Below are 15,590 nucleotides of genomic sequence, written 5' to 3'. Positions count from 1 at the left end.
ATCCTTATTGTTATTAAATAACTTTAAAAGATTATTTTTTTATATTAATATATAAGAATAATCTTTTAATAAAAATAAATAGAAAATGTCTCCTCAAATAATAGAGTTATTAATTTTTGCCGTTATTGCCTTTTACATTATCAACAAATTAATTACGACTCTCGGTTCTACTTCAGAAGAGGAACAGACAAATCAAAAATCTTATTTTGGCGAACCGGTTATTAAGGACGTAACTTACAGTATAGTTAAATCTAATAAAGAAGAAAAAAATATTCCAACAGCCCAAGATATTAAAGCTTTTAAAGATATAATAGTAGAACATAATATAACTGCGGTCGTAGATGGAATGGAACAAGTCCATAAACGCCTTGACTCCTTTGATCCGGTTAAATTCATAAATAATGCTAAAACTGCTTTTCAAATGATTATAGAAGCTGCTTATAAAAAAGATGCTAAAGAATTATCTGAGCTGATAGATAAAAGATACTTGGAAGAATTTGAAAAAATAACACCGTCCTATGGTGATTTTTTTGACTCATCGGCTTTAAGTGCAAAATATTCAGAAATTTACATGTTCGGTAATAACATATTTATTAAATTACTATTTCAAGGTAAAAATGTAGTTGACAAAATCGAAGATTTAAAAGAAGAATGGACATTTACACGTAATGCTAATACCAAAGAAGTTGATTGGTTTTTAAGCAATATTGAGAGAGTGTAGTAATTATATTTTATGACCTGAATGTCATTTCCGCGGAAGCGGGAATGACATCAAAAGACTATAAAACTAAATAACAAACTATTAGTAATGAGTAAAATTTTCTATATTATAGGCACTATATTAATAATAAGTGTCGGTATTTTTATGTTTCAAACGATAACGGATAACAATCAAATAATCCCCAGAAAAGTTTTATTCGGTAACCCTGATAAAGCAAGGGTTTCTCTAACCCACGACGGCAAATATATTCTATATGTTGCACCGAAAGACGGTGTATTAAACATTTGGCTAGCACCCTCAGATGATATTAGTAAAGCAGAAGCCATAACCCATGACAAAGGACGCGGTATTTGGTCTTATGCTAAAGCTTATAATAATAAAAATATTTTATATACCCAAGATTTTAACGGTGATGAAAATGACCGAATTTATAGCTATAATATAGAGACAAAAGAGACAAAATTACTTACTCCTGCAAAAGGAGTTAAAGCCAAAATAGCCGGAGCAAGTCATAAGAAGCCAAATGAGATATTAATATATTTAAATGAGCGTAATCCTGAATATTTTGATATTTACAAATTAAATCTAGATACTCTAGAAAAAGAACTGATTTATAAAAATGATAGATTTACTGATTATGTAACTGATGAAAATTTAAATTTAAGATTCGGTAGCTTACTAGATAAAGACGGCGCTGTTGAATATTATGAATTAAAAGACGGAGAACCAAAGTTATTTACTAAGATATCAATGGAAGATTCTTTTAACACTTCCATACTTGGTTTTGATGCTAGCGGTGAAACTGTATATATGCTAGAGGGACGTAATCGTAATACCTCCGCACTTAAAGCTATAACACTAGCTACAGGTAGTGAAGAAATATTAGCCGAAGATGCAAAAGCCGATATCGGCTTATTTACAGTTCATCCCACAAAGCAAACTCCGCAAGCAGTATCTATAGATTATGATAGAGTCTCATATAAAATATTAGATAAAGATATTGAAGATGATATTAAATATTTGCAATCTATTGATCGCGGTGATTTAATTATTAATAGTAGGACGCTAGACGATAAAACTTGGATCGTTGCTTATATGGCTGATAATGCACCGGTGAAATATTATAAATATGATAGGGCAAATAAAAAAGCTGAGTTTTTATTTACTAATCGCAAAGAACTTGAGCAATATAATCTTGCTAAGATGATACCGATAATTATCAAGTCACGTGACGGGCTTGATTTAGTTAGCTATATCACTTTTCCAAATGATGTAAAGCTCGATAAAAATAATATACCCGATAGAAAAGTACCTCTAATTTTAAATGTCCACGGCGGTCCGTGGGTACGTGATAGCTGGGGATACAATCCTGAGCATCAGTGGCTTGCAAATCGTGGTTACGCAGTTTTAAGTATAAATTACCGTGGTTCTACCGGTTTTGGGAAAGATTTCTTAAACGCCGGTAATTTAGAATATGCCGGTAAAATGCACACCGATTTAATTGATGGTGTTAACTGGGCTATTAAGAATAATATAGTTGATTCTGACAAAGTTTGTATTATGGGTGGAAGCTATGGAGGTTATGCAACGCTTGTAGGTCTTACCATGACGCCTGACGTATTTGCTTGCGGTGTTGACGTTGTCGGTATGTCTAATTTATTAACTCATGTGCAATCTAAAGCTCCTTATATGACACCATTGTTAAGTATATATAAAACACGTATAGGACCTTGGGATACTGAAGAAGAAAAAGAGTTTTTAAGACAAAGATCACCGCTTAATTTTGTTGATAATATCAAAAAGCCTTTATTTATAGCACAAGGTGTTCACGATGTGAGAGTCGTGCAGGCAGAATCAGAACAGATTGTAAACAGCATGCAAGCCAAGCATATACCGGTAGTTTATGCACTTTACAAAGATGAAGGTCATGGATTTGCAAAAGCCGTTAATAGAATCTCATATTACGCTCTTGCCGAGCAGTTTTTAGCTAAGGTTTTAAAAGGAAGAGCGGAACATATAGGAGATGACCTAAAGAATGCTAATCTCATTCTAAATGATAAAGAAAAAATTAGCGGTACAGAGGCAGAAAAGATTATAGATACGGCAGTTGGGCATTAAGAAGAAACTGTCATACCGTGACTCGGTGTCACCCCGTGGCTTGTCCATGGGCTCTAGTTAAAAATGCTAATAATTTTAGTATTTTTTATTGTTTTTTAGATTCTTGCTTTCGCAGGAAAATGACACAGAAGAGCGACAATGACATTAAGTAAGTTTGAGTACTATCATGCTATTTACAAAAACTGAAAATTCTTACGGCTTAATTGCAAAACTTTTTCACTGGATCATGAGCATTATAGTTATAGTAATGCTCGTTGTCGGTGTCTTAATGGATAATTTCTTAGAACTTCCTTTAAAAGGGCAATTATACGGGATACATGAAGCAACCGGTATAGTTGTTTTATCTTTAGTAATAATAAGGCTTTTATGGAAATTCTATAATGCTAATGTTTTGCTACCGGAAGATATGCCGAATTGGCAAAAAAAGCCGCTAATATTAATATTTGCTATAGCTTTTAATGTTATTAATGCCGATAAGTGGCTTTCTAATAACTATTTTATCAAACCATCATATTGATTTTATGGTTTGTTTACTATAAATTCTTTTGCTCCAGATTTACAATTTGCCAAAATCTTTAAAAAAATCTATAAAAAGGCTGCTTATTTACTGCCTTAATTTTTGATATACTAGCTGCATTATATCATCACTTTATTAGGAAAGATAACGTATTAAAGAGGATATTGAATGAGTAACCTCATTATAAACTTATTGACATATAATAAATTGTGTTTTATATACAAAGTAAGATCAGATAACTTACTATATTAGTATTATGAGTAAAAGTGCCAGAGTAGTAATCTCATCGAAAGGACAGGTAGTTATACCTAAATATATAAGAAATAAACTGGGTTTACATTCAGGCTCTGAGTTAATAATTAACTACAAAAAAAATGAAACATTAGAATTGCTTCCTATAAAAAAAGATATCTATAGCTTTTTTGGTAAAGGTAAACATAAAGCTAAAAACGGTCCAGTGGATGTAGATGAAGCTATTAGTATTGCGGTTATCGAAAATGATAGGAATTGACACTAATATCTTAACTCGTACTTTTCTTGAAGATGATGAAATACAAGGTAAAGCAGCTCAAAATTTCTTAAGAAATAACATCACTAATAAGATTTTTATTGCATCATATGTATTACTTGAATTTGTATGGGTGCTAAAAGTAAATAAATTTACTCGCCAGGAAATTTATGAAGCAGTAATTAATCTTATTGATAATTCCGGCTTTATCATTGGGCATCAAGACATAATAATATTAGCTACTGAGAAATATATTAAAGGTAAAGCAGACTTTGCCGATTATATGATTATTGCAGAAGGAGAAGTCAATAGTGCTAATAAGTTTATCACTTTTGATAAAGACATAGTACGAGAAGTTAAAAATGCATCTTATCCATAAAAATTAATAGCAATTTAAATAAATTATTTAAAATGAATATTCATGAATATCAAGCAAAAGAGATTTTAAGACAATACGGCGTACCTACTTCCACCGGGCTAGTTGTTACGAAAACCGAAAAAATTAATGAAACCATAGATAAATTAAATACGGAAGTATATGTGGTTAAAGCACAAATACATGCCGGTGGTAGAGGTAAAGCAGGCGGTGTTAAGGTTGTTAAGAGTACAGAAGAAGCCAAAAAAGTTGCTCATGACATGTTTGGTATTAATTTAGTAACGCATCAAACAGGACCTCAAGGACAAAAAGTAAACCGTCTTTATATCGAATCAGGTTGTGATATTTTAAAAGAATATTATTTTAGTATAGTATTTGATAGATCGGCTAGCTGTATTACTTTTATAGCTTCTACAGAAGGAGGAGTTGATATTGAAGAAGTAGCAGAAAAAACTCCGGAAAAAATTATTAAATTTTCCGTTGATCCTGCAACCGGTTTACAAGATTTTCATATGCGAGGCATAGCTTATGAGTTAGGCTTTAAGGATAACCAAGCTAAACAGATGAAAGAAATAGTAAGATCAGTCTATAATGCTTTTATTGAAACCGATGCAGCACAAATTGAAATCAACCCATTAATTGTAAATAGCGACGGGAACTTATTAGCTTTAGATGCAAAAATTACTTTTGACGATAACGGCTTATTTCGGCATCCGAATATTACGGCAATGCTTGATCATGATGAAGAAGATCCTCTAGAAACTAGAGCAGCAAATGCAGGACTTAGCTATATTAAAATGGATGGTAATATCGGTTGTATGGTTAACGGTGCCGGTCTTGCCATGGCCACTATGGATATTATTAAACTTTACGGTGCTGCGCCTGCTAATTTCTTGGATGTCGGTGGTGGAGCTGATCGTGAGCGTGTAAAAGAAGCTTTAAAAATAATTTTATCTGATAAAGAAGTACAAGGGATTCTAGTTAATATTTTCGGCGGTATCATGCGTTGTGATATTATAGCAGAAGGGATTATTGCCGCTGCAAAAGACATAGGTATAAAAGTACCGTTAGTAGTTCGTTTAGCCGGTACAAACGTTGAAAAAGGCGAAGAAATTTTATCAAATTCCGGTTTAGAAATAATACCAGCACATGATTTAGCAGATGCGGCAAATAAAATAGTTGAAGCGATACGGTAGATAACCATCATGAGCTATACAGGCATTGACCTTGTTGTATGCCTCGAAAAACCAGTTCAGTGTCATACCGTGGCTTGACCACAGTATCCATAAAAAAATTAAAAAAGGACTGGATCACGCGATCAAGTCCCGGGGATAACATCAAAGTAAAATAAAAACAATAAACATTATTTAACATGGCAATATTAATAAATAAAAAAACACAAGTTATCTGTCAGGGTTTTACTGGTTTACAAGGAACTTTTCACTCTGAACAAGCGATAGCGTACGGCACTAACATGGTTGGCGGTGTTACACCCGGTAAAGGCGGTCATACTCACCTTGATTTACCTGTATATAATACCGTACATGAAGCAAAAGCAAAAACCGGTGCAAATGCAAGCGTTATATATGTTCCGCCCGGCTTTGCCGCTGATTCGATATTAGAAGCAATCGATGCCGGAATTGAAGTAGTAGTATGTATAACGGAAGGAATTCCGGTGCTTGATATGGTGAAAGTAAAACGTGCTTTAGTCGGTTCTAAAACTAGATTAATCGGTCCTAACTGCCCTGGAGTTATCACACCGGGTGAATGTAAAATTGGTATTATGCCTGGGCATATTCATAAAAGAGGAACAATAGGTATTGTTTCAAGATCAGGTACTCTAACTTATGAAGCAGTAGCACAGACAACAGCAGTAGGACTTGGACAATCTACGTGTGTCGGTATAGGCGGCGATCCTGTTAACGGCACTAATTTTGTTGATTGTATTGAGATGTTTTTGAAAGATGATGAAACAAAAGCAATTATTATGATCGGTGAAATTGGCGGTAATGCAGAAGAAGATGCAGCTGAGTTTATCAAGCAGTCAAAAATCAAGAAACCTATAGTAAGCTTTATTGCAGGTATTACAGCACCTCCAGGTAAAAGAATGGGACATGCCGGAGCTATTATTGTCGGCAAAACAGGAAGTGCCGAAGATAAGCTTGAAGCTCTACAAAGTGCCGGCGTAACTATAACTAGATCCCCTGCCGATATCGGTAAAACTATGTTAGATTTACTAAATAAAGGCTAAAGTTATTCAAGAGCAATTGCTGTCATTCCTACTAGGCCTTGTTGCGTGGAGACTGAAGGTCGTCATTGCGAGGAAATTACGTAAGTAATTGACGAAGCAATTTCAGGATGCTTGACAAGATTGCCACGTCGCTTCGCTCCTCGCAATGATGATTTGGTATCCATGCAACAATGCTTTCACGGGGATATAACATAAAAAGCATTTACTGGTCTACGCAACAATTCTTAAGCACTCTTAATTATCCCTAATTTCTTTAACTATATTTAGTAATTGTGGGAACTCTATTAACCCCGGTATTAATTTTGAATCGATTATATACGCAGGTACTCCTTGAATTCTAAGACTTCTAGCTATTTTCATATTTTGAGTAATTAAATCTTTAATCTCATTACTATCGGCAATTTCTTCAATTTCCGTAGCATTTAAGCCATTCTCAGTTAATAATTCTTTTATAGATTCCTTAGAAACATCTCTTATTTTTATAATTAATTCATCATGAACAACTTTGAATTTACTTGGATTAACCTTATAAACGGCTAAAACTATTCTTGCAAGATATTCGGAAACATCTCCAAGGATAGGAAGCGGTCGTAATACAACTTTAACTTGTGGATCGTTTTGCAATAATTCATTTATAGAAACATCGCCTTTTTTACAATAAGAACAATTGTAATCATAAAAAGCAATTATTGTTACATCACCGTCTTTATTTCCTATAACAGGAAAGCTTGTGCTATCTTCAATATTTAACTTATTATCTTTTATATAGTTATTAACTTTAGTCTCATTTTCCTGTACTTTACGTTTTTGCAACCCTTCTATTGATTCTATTATTATTTCCGGAGTTTTAAGCAAATAATCTTTGATTATTTCTTGTACTCTTTCCTCTTCACATTTTCTTGCATCTTCGCTTTGTTTAACCTCAACGGAAACCGGATTTGTAGAATAAGTTTTCATTGTTTTGAAAACAAATAAAACTCCTATTATAACTATAAATATAACCAATATTTTACCTATAATATGCTGCATAAATACCTTTTTTAAAATTTAATATCTTCCTAAAGTCTAAGTAATTCTATATGTCATTCCCGCAAAAGCGGGAATGACATAAAACGAGCTATGTAACAAAGCCGGCTTGTCATCCGGTGTAGCAAAGTCCATTACTTCTGTCTTATTAATCTGCTCTGATCTCTTTTCCAGTCTTTTTCTTTAATTGACTCTCTTTTATCATGTAATTTCTTACCTTTAGCAATACCAAGTTCAACTTTCACTTTATTGTTTTTATTAAAATACATAGAAAGAGCTACTAGCGTATAGCCTTTTATTCTAATTCTACCGATAATTTTCTTTATCTCTTTAGTATGCAACAATAATTTACGCGGTCTACGAGTAGCATGATTAAATCTATTCGCTTTTTCATATTCTGCAATATGGCAGTTATACAAAAATACCTCATGTCCGGTATCTGCCGCATGACTTTCTTCTATAGAAGCTTTGCCTTGACGCAGAGACCGTACTTCACTACCCTTTAATACAATACCCGCTTCTAATCTTTCTTCAATAAAATAATTAAAAAGGGCTTTCTTATTTTGTGCAATAACTTTCTTATATTCGGTCATATTTTTATAGATAGTGATGTTATGATGTTTTCAATTTGTTTTTTGGCACTATCGCTTGCTTCAGTTAATGGGGGTCTAATTTCATTTTCACATAAACCTAAATAATGTGCAGCATATTTTATCGGAATCGGATTAGATTCTACAAATAATGCTTTATATAAAGGTAGTAATTTCTGATGGATTTCTAATGCTCCTTTAGTATCGTTCTTATTCCATTTTTCTAATAGCTCTTTACATATATTAGGAACAATATTAGAGGCTACAGAAGTCCACCCCACCCCACCTTGAGCGTTAAAAGCTAAGACTACTTCATCATTACCGGTTAAAATATTGAAATCCTTTTTAACTGTTGTTCTGATCCGCAATGGACGTTCTAAATCTACACCACAATCTTTTAATGCTAAAATACGCGGTAGCTTGCTAAGTCTCAATATTGTCTCATCAGAAAAATCTACTCCGCTTCTAGTTGGAGCTGAATATAACATAATAGGTAGATTACACGCTTCATGCAATGCTTCAAAATGCTTATAAATCCCGTGTTGGGTAGGTTTGACATAAGATGGTGGACTAGCCATAAAACCATCTACGCCGATTTTTGTAGATTCCGCTGCAAGTGCTCTTGCATAAGTAGTATTATTTGATGAACACCCGCTTATTATAGGAATACACTTATTAACGATTTCTACGCTAGTTTGCAATAATAATTTATATTCTTCAAAGCTTAAACTACTACTTTCTCCCGTTGAGCCTGCAATTAATACTGCATCGACTTCATGCTTTATTTGATGTTTTACAATTCTCTCTAAAGCATATAAGTCTAACTTATTATCTTTAAAAGGTGTTATAAGTGCGGTAATTAAACCTTTAAATATGTTATGCATGATTTTTTTGATTTTAATTGTTTAGCTTATTAAATCGTCATTGCGAGAAGCATTAAGTAGTAATTCGACGAAGCAATCTCAGGAGATTGTTATTATTTCATGAGATTGCCACGCAGTCTACGACTGCTCGCAATGACGTTTCTTCTACTCCCTAACAACACGCCTATACTCTTCTTTCAAACGATCTGCAATTTTATGATCATCAAAAATAATCTTTTTATTGCCAAGATCTATAGAATCAATATTTTGTACCTCAATTGCCGTGCCTGTAACAAAACATCCGGTAAAATCCTCTATTTGCTCTAATTTTAAACGCTCTTCTTTTACTTCTAGACCTAAATCTTTTGCAATTTCAATAATAGTCTGTCTTGTTATACCGTTTAAAAACCTATCGGCAATTGGAGTATATAATATTTTATCTTTAACAAAGAAAATATTTGTTGTAGTGCATTCAGCAATATACCCTGCATAATCAAGTAATAATGCATCATCATAGCCAAGAGCCTTAGCTTCTTTTTTACTTGTTATTGCCATATTATATTGAGCGGCGGATTTAGATTGTACCGGGGTGCTATCAGGCATTGCTTTACGCCAGCGGCTTACATGCAAATTTATACCTTTCTCACAAGACCTCAGCATAGATGGAATACCGGCAATCAAAAGATTAGTAGATAAATACTGATTAGTGATATTTAGCGACTCGTCTCCGCACCAAATAAGCGGTCTTATATATGCATCCTTAATATTATTTTGTTTTATTACAAGTTCATGAGCTTTTATTATCTCGTCTACATTATAAGGTACTTTCAAACCTAATGCTTCTGCTGATTTTATTAATCTTGCCGTATGTTCTTTTAGTTTAAAAACTTTGCCGTTATAAGCTCTCTCACCCTCAAATACCGATCCTGAATAATGCAGGCTATGAGTCAAAACATGAATCCTTGCAAATTGATAAGGAACTAAATCACCGTTAATCCAAACATGCCAAAAAATTTGCTCTAGTTTTATCATTGTCATTAACCTATATTTATATTAAAGTATTGTCAATCGTCATGAGCTATACGGCCGTAGTTCTTATGCCATTCCTGCGAAAGCGGGAATCCAGTAGTATTTAACGTCATCCCGCGACTTGATCGCGGGATCTCAGAACACAGCCTGCGACATAAGATCCCGTGGTCAAGCCACGGGATGACAATAGTGAAATACAATTTTTTTAAATTAAACGAGTATGCATACATACAAAGCACATATTTTAATCGTTGATGATGATAGCAGAATATTAGCACTTTTAAAGCAATTTTTAAATAAAAACGCGTTTTTAGTATCAACGGCAAGCTCAGTCATAGCAGCTAAAAATCTATTAAAAACTTCTAATTATGATTTAATTATTTTAGATGTTATGTTACCTGAAATAACAGGGCTTGATTTTGCTACTACTATAAGGGATGCCGGTAATAATATTCCTATAGTTATGCTTACTGCTTTATCGGAAGCCGATGACCGTGTTAAAGGACTTGAAGCCGGTGCCTCTGATTATATAACTAAACCTTTTGAACCGAGAGAATTATTACTTCGGATAAATAACTTAATCAATAATTATAATAACTTTAAAAAAGAAACGAATATAATTAAATTCGGCAATAATTTTTATAATTCCGATACAAAAGAATTTACCAAGAATAATCAAATTGTATCTCTTAGCTCTACTGAACAAAAATTACTTGAGATATTAATAAAAAATTCCGGTAAATCTACCAGTCGTTTTGAACTGTCAAAAATAATGGGAGGGCTTAGTATGCGTTCTATCGATGTACAAATTACAAGAATAAGAAGCAAAATAGAAGACAACCCAAAAGAGCCGAAATATTTAAAAACTGTGCGTAATGAGGGCTATGCACTTTATATCTAAATTATTACAGCATATTTCAAAGAGCTTCAGACAAGATGAATTTAAAAGCGAGCCTACACAGCGTATAAAAATACGTGAGCACAGACGAATCTTGAAAAATTCGCTTGTATCAAGCTCTTTGAAATATGCTTTACCGAGAACATTATTTGTACGGTTTATGTTTATTATAATCATTCCGATTTTAATAGGACAAATCGTTGCTATATTTTTGTTTTACGATCGTCATTGGTATAATGTTTCATATTATACTAGTACTATTATTATCAATGAAATAGAATCATTGATTAAAGAACATAGAAATAATTCAAGAGAGATAACCCATTTATCGGAAAATTATCTTAATTTATCTTATCAGTTTCAGCTTAATAAAAAGTTATCTATAAAACAGCCTAAATTAGGTGAACCTTTAACTATATTCAAAAATATTTTAGCTACAAAAATCCATGAAAAAAATATAGTTAAACTAAATAAGGAAAATAAAATTGAAGTGTTTTTAGAATTAAAAGATGGAGTATTATATATTACTTTTCCTGCAAAGTTACTACTTAATCCTACAGTATATATATTTGTTTTATGGATTATATCTTTAACTGTTATATTACTTTCTGTTTCTATTATTTTCTCCAAAAATCAAATTAAATCAATACTCACTCTTGCGGATAGCATGGATAAATTTGGGCGCGGTGTTTTAAAAGGCAAAAATTTCAAACCTTCAGGAGCCTTAGAAATAAGAAAAGCAGGGCTTGCTTTTTTAAAAATGAAAGCTCGTATTGAAAAACAAATTACTAAAAAAACCACTATGCTTGCTATGATTTCTCATGACCTGAGAACTCCTTTAACAAGAATGAAGCTACAACTTGAATTGATGGAAGAAAGCGAAGAAATCGAAGGGTTAAAACAAGATATATTAACTATGCAGCAAATGATAAATTCTTATTTAGATTTTGCTAAAGGTGAAAATACAGAAGAATTTGAAGACATTTTATTATTACCTTGGATGGAACGTTTTTTTAACAAATGGCCACATGTAAATATTGAATTTATAAAATCTACTAATTTAGATAAACTAGAAGTATGCATTAAGCCGCATTCTTTTGAAAGAGCCTTGTCTAATTTAATCGGTAACGCTATAAAATATGGAACTAAAATTAAGATATCCTCAAAAGATAATTCATCTACCGTAGCTATAATTATTGAGGATAACGGTCCCGGTATAGATGATACGGAAACACACCTTGTATTTAAACCATTTTATAGATCGGATAAAGCAAGACAGCTTGATAATGCAAGTAACGTAGGGCTTGGGCTTGCTATTACTAAAGAAATAATAAACGATCATAAAGGCTCTATTTATTTAGAAGATAGCAAGGATTTAGGCGGGCTATCGGTAAGAATCGAAATACCTAAAATATGACTACCGATGTCATTCCCGTGTAGATACCAAATCGTCATTACAATGATAGGCAAAGCCGAGGGCGTGACAATCTCAGAAATTTTATATTGTTTCATGAGATTGCCACGCTCCTTGCAGTCGCTCGCAATGACGGAAAAATCGAGCCATGCAGCAACATCTAAAATATAAAATAATGACTAACATAAAACATTTAGCAATAATAATGGACGGTAATGCTCGTTGGGCAGATCAGCATAACTTAACAAAATCTGAAGGGCATAAAGCAGGAGCCGATAAAATTCGTGAATTACTGCCTGAGTTTCTTAACCTTAACATACCTTATATAACTTTATATACTTTCTCTTCCGAAAATTGGCAACGCTCAAGCACGGAAGTAGATTTCTTAATAAGATTATTAAGTATTTATTTAAAAACCGAATTAAATAATTTATATAAAAACGGCGTTAAAATAAAAGTAATAGGTAGGCTGACTTTATTAAGTAGCTCATTGCAAAAACAAATAAATAATGCTATAGAATTAACAAAAAATAATAATAAAATAACGCTTTGTATAGCTTTTAGTTATGGAAGTCGTCAAGAAATAGTTGATGCCTGCACAAAAATTATTACAAGCGGTAAAAAAGCAGTAAGTGACAGCGATATACAACACGCTTTATATGATCCTGAAATGCCGGATGTAGATTTATTAATAAGACCGGGCGGGGTTTATCGCATCAGTAATTTCTTGCTTTGGCAAGCAGCTTATGCTGAATTATATTTCTCACCCAAATATTGGCCTGATTTTAATAAATATGATATACAAGAAGCTATAAATGATTACTCAAAAAGGAAAAGAACATTTGGTAAAAGATAAACAAAAATCAAACATATATTTAAGAATCCTGTCCGGTATAGTTTTAGTTCCGTTATTTGTCATAGCTATATTATGGTGTAAGCCTTTATTCTATATTCTAATGATATTAGTAGGTACCGGAATGTTAAGTGAATGGTATAATATGACCTACTCTTCTATTCCTGATCTATTAATCGGGCTAATTATTATTCCGATTCCTATAAGCCTATTAATATTTTTAAGTATGGAAGATACCAATAGATGGCTTATTATGCTTTATTTTTGCATAATGTGGTCGGTAGATACTTTCGCTATGATTGGAGGCAAAACTTTTAAAGGAGCAAAACTTGCTCCGAAACTTAGTCCTAAAAAAACCTGGAGCGGTTTAGTGACGGGAGTATTATCAACAGGTTTAGTTGCGGTATTAGTTAGTTTTATACCAAACTTTCATATTGAAAATTACTATTTTTCAAATAAAATTTATTTGTTTATAATTAGTTGTATATTAGCATTAATAGCTCAATTAAGTGATTTATTTATTTCATATTTTAAGCGAAAATTTAATATTAAAGATAGCGGTCATATAATACCCGGTCATGGAGGAGTGCTAGACAGATTTGATAGTATTATTTTAACCGCTCTGATATTATTTCTTATGAAGATATATTTATGATAATACATTTAAATAATCATTCTAAAAAAATAATTTTAAATATCTTTTTAGCTTTACTGCTTGGATATTTTGTTTTTCATTGCATATATGGTAACAAAGGGATTATTGCATATTTAAAAGTAAATAGGCAGCTTGAAAAAGCTTATGATGAACTAAAAGGCTTACGAGCAGAAAGAGTAGAACTTGAACATAACGTCAAATTACTTCGAACGGAATCTCTAAATAAAGATATGTTAGAAGAACAAGCAAAGAAAGTTTTAGGAGTAGCTGCTCCAAATGAGCAGGTGTTTAATCACCAATAACAAAACTTTGTTGTCATCCCGCGACTTGATCGCGGGATCCAGTCTTTTTTAATTTTTTTTTGATACCGTGGTCAAGCTACGGTATGACACAGAACGCGTTTTTCGATCCGCACAACAACATTATTGATTCAAAGGAATTAAAAATCATTTATGACTATAAAAATTTATCAAAACGACCTACCTAATAATTTTGAACTTGAAGGAGATCTAGCTATAGATACCGAGACAATGGGACTAAATCTACATAGAGATAAACTATGTTTGCTACAATTTAGTAACGGCAATGGTGAAGCTCATCTTGTTCATTTTACAAATCAAGATTATACAGCTCCTAATGTAAAAGCATTATTACTAGATAAAACTAGATGTAAGATATTTCATTTTGCTAGATTTGATCTAGCATCCATAAAAAAATATTTAAGTATAGATTTAGAAAATATCTTTTGTACTAAAATATCTTCAAAACTAGTTAGAACTTATACCGATAGTCATGGGCTTAAGGATTTGTGCCGAGAATTGCTTAATATAAATATTTCAAAACAACAACAATCTTCCTATTGGGGTGCGGATAATTTATCTTCAGAACAAAAAGAATATGCAGCAAAAGATGTGCTTTATTTGCATCAGTTAAAAGATATTTTACAAAAAATGCTACTTAAAGAAAATAGGTATGAACTTGCCCAAGATATTTTCCGTTTTTTACCGATAAGAGCTAATTTAGACCTTATCGGTTGGAATGAAATCGATATTTTCATGCATTAATTTATTAATACCATTTATTGACTTCAGGTATAAAATCAGGCCCACTATTTAATAGTCTATCTGTAATAAATTTTAATTAATAATTGAAGATTATTGCAGAAATAGCAGTTCCTATTTCAAAAAAATCTTATAATTTACAGCAAAAAAATTAAATTACCGGTTAAAATTTATTACAGACAGTCTATTAGTAGCTAATTGATTTTTTTAAATTACTGAGCCTACAATAGACTTATTGCATAATGTAGCTAATAAGGAAGAATTTGAAGGAAACACCGAAACACTTGCCACCGCAGCGTACATAAAAATACGTAAGGATGTGAGTACTGGATTGATATACAAATTTACCCTTAGACGCAAGTTATACAAAAAGTTTAATTAATTAGTAACTAAAAGGGGATCTTTATGACTAATAGAAAAAAAATAGACGTGCTAGATTCAGAGTCAAATTTAAATCTAAGTCTAGATAGTATAGCAAACCTCTGTTATCCTAGGATAATAACTTGTGAAACAGAAAAAGACACTTTAAGTATTGATGGCGGTGTTTTTGCCGCATTTTGGTAGGCAGCCAAATAATAGATAAAAGTATTAATGCTAATAAACAATATTTACTATTACCTTAGAAGCGGCATTATGAAACTTCATCTTATCAGAATTATAAGGGTGCTGCAAACAGTAATTTTATAAATGAGACGAAGCAGCATTATGAC

17 protein-coding genes and 2 pseudogenes are annotated in these 15,590 nt (G+C 32.4%); 15 read left to right on the top strand and 4 right to left on the bottom strand.

The genetic code is table 11. The features are described 5' to 3' along the window. Positions 1-85: 85 nt before the first annotated feature. From TENJIKU01_RS01025 to sucD, 8 genes and pseudogenes are all read left to right on the top strand, one after another. Complete coding sequence (locus TENJIKU01_RS01025) at positions 86-721, top strand: Tim44 domain-containing protein (RefSeq protein WP_064428869.1); 636 nt, start codon at positions 86-88, stop codon at positions 719-721. A gap of 87 nt (positions 722-808) precedes the next feature. Then, positions 809-2,839 carry a S9 family peptidase gene (locus tag TENJIKU01_RS01020; protein ID WP_064428868.1) on the top strand — a complete coding sequence of 677 codons (2,031 nt, stop codon included), beginning with the start codon at positions 809-811 and terminating at the stop codon, positions 2,837-2,839. Positions 2,840-3,005: 166 nt separating this feature from the next. Then, positions 3,006-3,188: pseudogene (locus tag TENJIKU01_RS10500) on the top strand (cytochrome b); the annotation flags it as partial. A 109-nt stretch (positions 3,189-3,297) separates the two neighbouring features. Beyond that, positions 3,298-3,455 (top strand): annotated as a pseudogene (locus TENJIKU01_RS10495) (cytochrome B). Between the two features lie 157 nt (positions 3,456-3,612). Continuing rightward, entirely contained in the window at positions 3,613-3,867 is a 255-nt protein-coding gene (locus TENJIKU01_RS01010) for an AbrB/MazE/SpoVT family DNA-binding domain-containing protein (RefSeq protein ID WP_012736399.1), read from the top strand. Continuing rightward, the gene (locus TENJIKU01_RS01005; protein WP_064428866.1) at positions 3,854-4,243 is read left to right on the top strand and encodes a PIN domain-containing protein; all 390 of its coding nucleotides are present in this window, start codon (positions 3,854-3,856) and stop codon (positions 4,241-4,243) included. The genes TENJIKU01_RS01010 and TENJIKU01_RS01005 overlap by 14 nt, the downstream gene beginning before the upstream one ends. Before the next feature lie 32 nt (positions 4,244-4,275). Continuing rightward, positions 4,276-5,436: an ADP-forming succinate--CoA ligase subunit beta gene (gene sucC, locus TENJIKU01_RS01000; RefSeq protein WP_064428865.1), complete on the top strand. Its 1,161-nt coding sequence runs from the start codon at positions 4,276-4,278 to the stop codon at positions 5,434-5,436. 176 nt (positions 5,437-5,612) lie between these two features. Continuing rightward, positions 5,613-6,491: a succinate--CoA ligase subunit alpha gene (sucD, locus tag TENJIKU01_RS00995; RefSeq protein WP_064428864.1), complete on the top strand. Its 879-nt coding sequence runs from the start codon at positions 5,613-5,615 to the stop codon at positions 6,489-6,491. Positions 6,492-6,725: 234 nt separating this feature from the next. Here the strand turns inward: sucD and TENJIKU01_RS00990 are convergent, their stop codons facing one another. The 4 genes from TENJIKU01_RS00990 to TENJIKU01_RS00975 form a co-directional block, all read right to left on the bottom strand. Next, on the bottom strand, positions 6,726-7,520 hold the full coding sequence (locus TENJIKU01_RS00990) for a DsbA family protein (RefSeq protein ID WP_064428863.1): 795 nt from the start codon (positions 7,518-7,520) through the stop codon (positions 6,726-6,728). Between the two features lie 131 nt (positions 7,521-7,651). Further along, positions 7,652-8,110 (bottom strand): SsrA-binding protein SmpB, encoded by a 459-nt coding sequence (gene smpB, locus TENJIKU01_RS00985; protein ID WP_064428862.1) that lies wholly within the window; start codon positions 8,108-8,110, stop codon positions 7,652-7,654. Next, the gene (gene dapA / locus TENJIKU01_RS00980; RefSeq protein ID WP_064428861.1) at positions 8,107-8,991 is read right to left on the bottom strand and encodes a 4-hydroxy-tetrahydrodipicolinate synthase; all 885 of its coding nucleotides are present in this window, start codon (positions 8,989-8,991) and stop codon (positions 8,107-8,109) included. Before dapA ends, smpB begins: the two co-directional genes overlap by 4 nt. Positions 8,992-9,135: 144 nt before the next feature. Further along, entirely contained in the window at positions 9,136-10,008 is an 873-nt protein-coding gene (locus tag TENJIKU01_RS00975; protein ID WP_064428860.1) for a branched-chain amino acid transaminase, read from the bottom strand. A gap of 211 nt (positions 10,009-10,219) precedes the next feature. On the opposite strand from TENJIKU01_RS00975, the gene TENJIKU01_RS00970 reads away from it, so the two are divergent. The 7 genes from TENJIKU01_RS00970 (at position 10,220) to TENJIKU01_RS08750 (ending at position 15,444) form a co-directional block, all read left to right on the top strand. Further along, a complete protein-coding gene (locus tag TENJIKU01_RS00970) occupies positions 10,220-10,900 on the top strand; it encodes a response regulator transcription factor (protein ID WP_064428859.1) in 681 nt (226 codons plus the stop codon). Continuing rightward, the gene (locus tag TENJIKU01_RS00965) at positions 10,884-12,314 is read left to right on the top strand and encodes a palindromic element RPE3 domain-containing protein (protein WP_172795002.1); all 1,431 of its coding nucleotides are present in this window, start codon (positions 10,884-10,886) and stop codon (positions 12,312-12,314) included. The genes TENJIKU01_RS00970 and TENJIKU01_RS00965 overlap by 17 nt, the downstream gene beginning before the upstream one ends. Before the next feature lie 145 nt (positions 12,315-12,459). Continuing rightward, on the top strand, positions 12,460-13,167 hold the full coding sequence (uppS, locus tag TENJIKU01_RS00960; RefSeq protein WP_172795001.1) for a polyprenyl diphosphate synthase: 708 nt from the start codon (positions 12,460-12,462) through the stop codon (positions 13,165-13,167). After that, positions 13,127-13,819, top strand: coding sequence for a phosphatidate cytidylyltransferase (locus tag TENJIKU01_RS00955; RefSeq protein ID WP_064428857.1), 693 nt, complete (start codon positions 13,127-13,129; stop codon positions 13,817-13,819). The genes uppS and TENJIKU01_RS00955 overlap by 41 nt, the downstream gene beginning before the upstream one ends. Then, on the top strand, positions 13,816-14,121 hold the full coding sequence (locus TENJIKU01_RS00950; RefSeq protein WP_012150781.1) for an FtsB family cell division protein: 306 nt from the start codon (positions 13,816-13,818) through the stop codon (positions 14,119-14,121). Before TENJIKU01_RS00955 ends, TENJIKU01_RS00950 begins: the two co-directional genes overlap by 4 nt. Positions 14,122-14,271: 150 nt before the next feature. Next, the gene (locus TENJIKU01_RS00945) at positions 14,272-14,883 is read left to right on the top strand and encodes a ribonuclease D (RefSeq protein WP_064428856.1); all 612 of its coding nucleotides are present in this window, start codon (positions 14,272-14,274) and stop codon (positions 14,881-14,883) included. Positions 14,884-15,285: 402 nt separating this feature from the next. Beyond that, positions 15,286-15,444, top strand: a complete 159-nt coding sequence (locus tag TENJIKU01_RS08750) for a hypothetical protein (protein WP_172795000.1) — start codon at positions 15,286-15,288, stop codon at positions 15,442-15,444. Positions 15,445-15,590 lie beyond the last annotated feature (146 nt).

The sequence above is a fragment of the Rickettsia sp. Tenjiku01 genome, from assembly GCF_001653015.1.
In the GTDB taxonomy this organism is placed as follows: Bacteria; Pseudomonadota; Alphaproteobacteria; order Rickettsiales; family Rickettsiaceae; genus Rickettsia; species Rickettsia rickettsii.
This window is presented reverse-complemented; position numbering and strand designations above follow the sequence as displayed.

Bases quoted from the DNA above. Each gene is read 5' to 3' on its own strand.
- TENJIKU01_RS01025 (WP_064428869.1), top strand. From the start codon at position 86: ATGTCTCCTCAAATAATAGAGTTATTAATTTTTGCCGTTATTGCCTTT.
- TENJIKU01_RS01020 (WP_064428868.1), top strand. From the start codon at position 809: ATGAGTAAAATTTTCTATATTATAGGCACTATATTAATAATAAGTGTC.
- TENJIKU01_RS01010 (WP_012736399.1), top strand. From the start codon at position 3,613: ATGAGTAAAAGTGCCAGAGTAGTAATCTCATCGAAAGGACAGGTAGTT.
- TENJIKU01_RS01005 (WP_064428866.1), top strand. From the start codon at position 3,854: ATGATAGGAATTGACACTAATATCTTAACTCGTACTTTTCTTGAAGAT.
- sucC (WP_064428865.1), top strand. From the start codon at position 4,276: ATGAATATTCATGAATATCAAGCAAAAGAGATTTTAAGACAATACGGC.
- sucD (WP_064428864.1), top strand. From the start codon at position 5,613: ATGGCAATATTAATAAATAAAAAAACACAAGTTATCTGTCAGGGTTTT.
- TENJIKU01_RS00990 (WP_064428863.1), bottom strand. From the start codon at position 7,520: ATGCAGCATATTATAGGTAAAATATTGGTTATATTTATAGTTATAATA.
- smpB (WP_064428862.1), bottom strand. From the start codon at position 8,110: ATGACCGAATATAAGAAAGTTATTGCACAAAATAAGAAAGCCCTTTTT.
- dapA (WP_064428861.1), bottom strand. From the start codon at position 8,991: ATGCATAACATATTTAAAGGTTTAATTACCGCACTTATAACACCTTTT.
- TENJIKU01_RS00975 (WP_064428860.1), bottom strand. From the start codon at position 10,008: ATGACAATGATAAAACTAGAGCAAATTTTTTGGCATGTTTGGATTAAC.
- TENJIKU01_RS00970 (WP_064428859.1), top strand. From the start codon at position 10,220: ATGCATACATACAAAGCACATATTTTAATCGTTGATGATGATAGCAGA.
- TENJIKU01_RS00965 (WP_172795002.1), top strand. From the start codon at position 10,884: ATGCACTTTATATCTAAATTATTACAGCATATTTCAAAGAGCTTCAGA.
- uppS (WP_172795001.1), top strand. From the start codon at position 12,460: ATGCAGCAACATCTAAAATATAAAATAATGACTAACATAAAACATTTA.
- TENJIKU01_RS00955 (WP_064428857.1), top strand. From the start codon at position 13,127: ATGATTACTCAAAAAGGAAAAGAACATTTGGTAAAAGATAAACAAAAA.
- TENJIKU01_RS00950 (WP_012150781.1), top strand. From the start codon at position 13,816: ATGATAATACATTTAAATAATCATTCTAAAAAAATAATTTTAAATATC.
- TENJIKU01_RS00945 (WP_064428856.1), top strand. From the start codon at position 14,272: ATGACTATAAAAATTTATCAAAACGACCTACCTAATAATTTTGAACTT.
- TENJIKU01_RS08750 (WP_172795000.1), top strand. From the start codon at position 15,286: ATGACTAATAGAAAAAAAATAGACGTGCTAGATTCAGAGTCAAATTTA.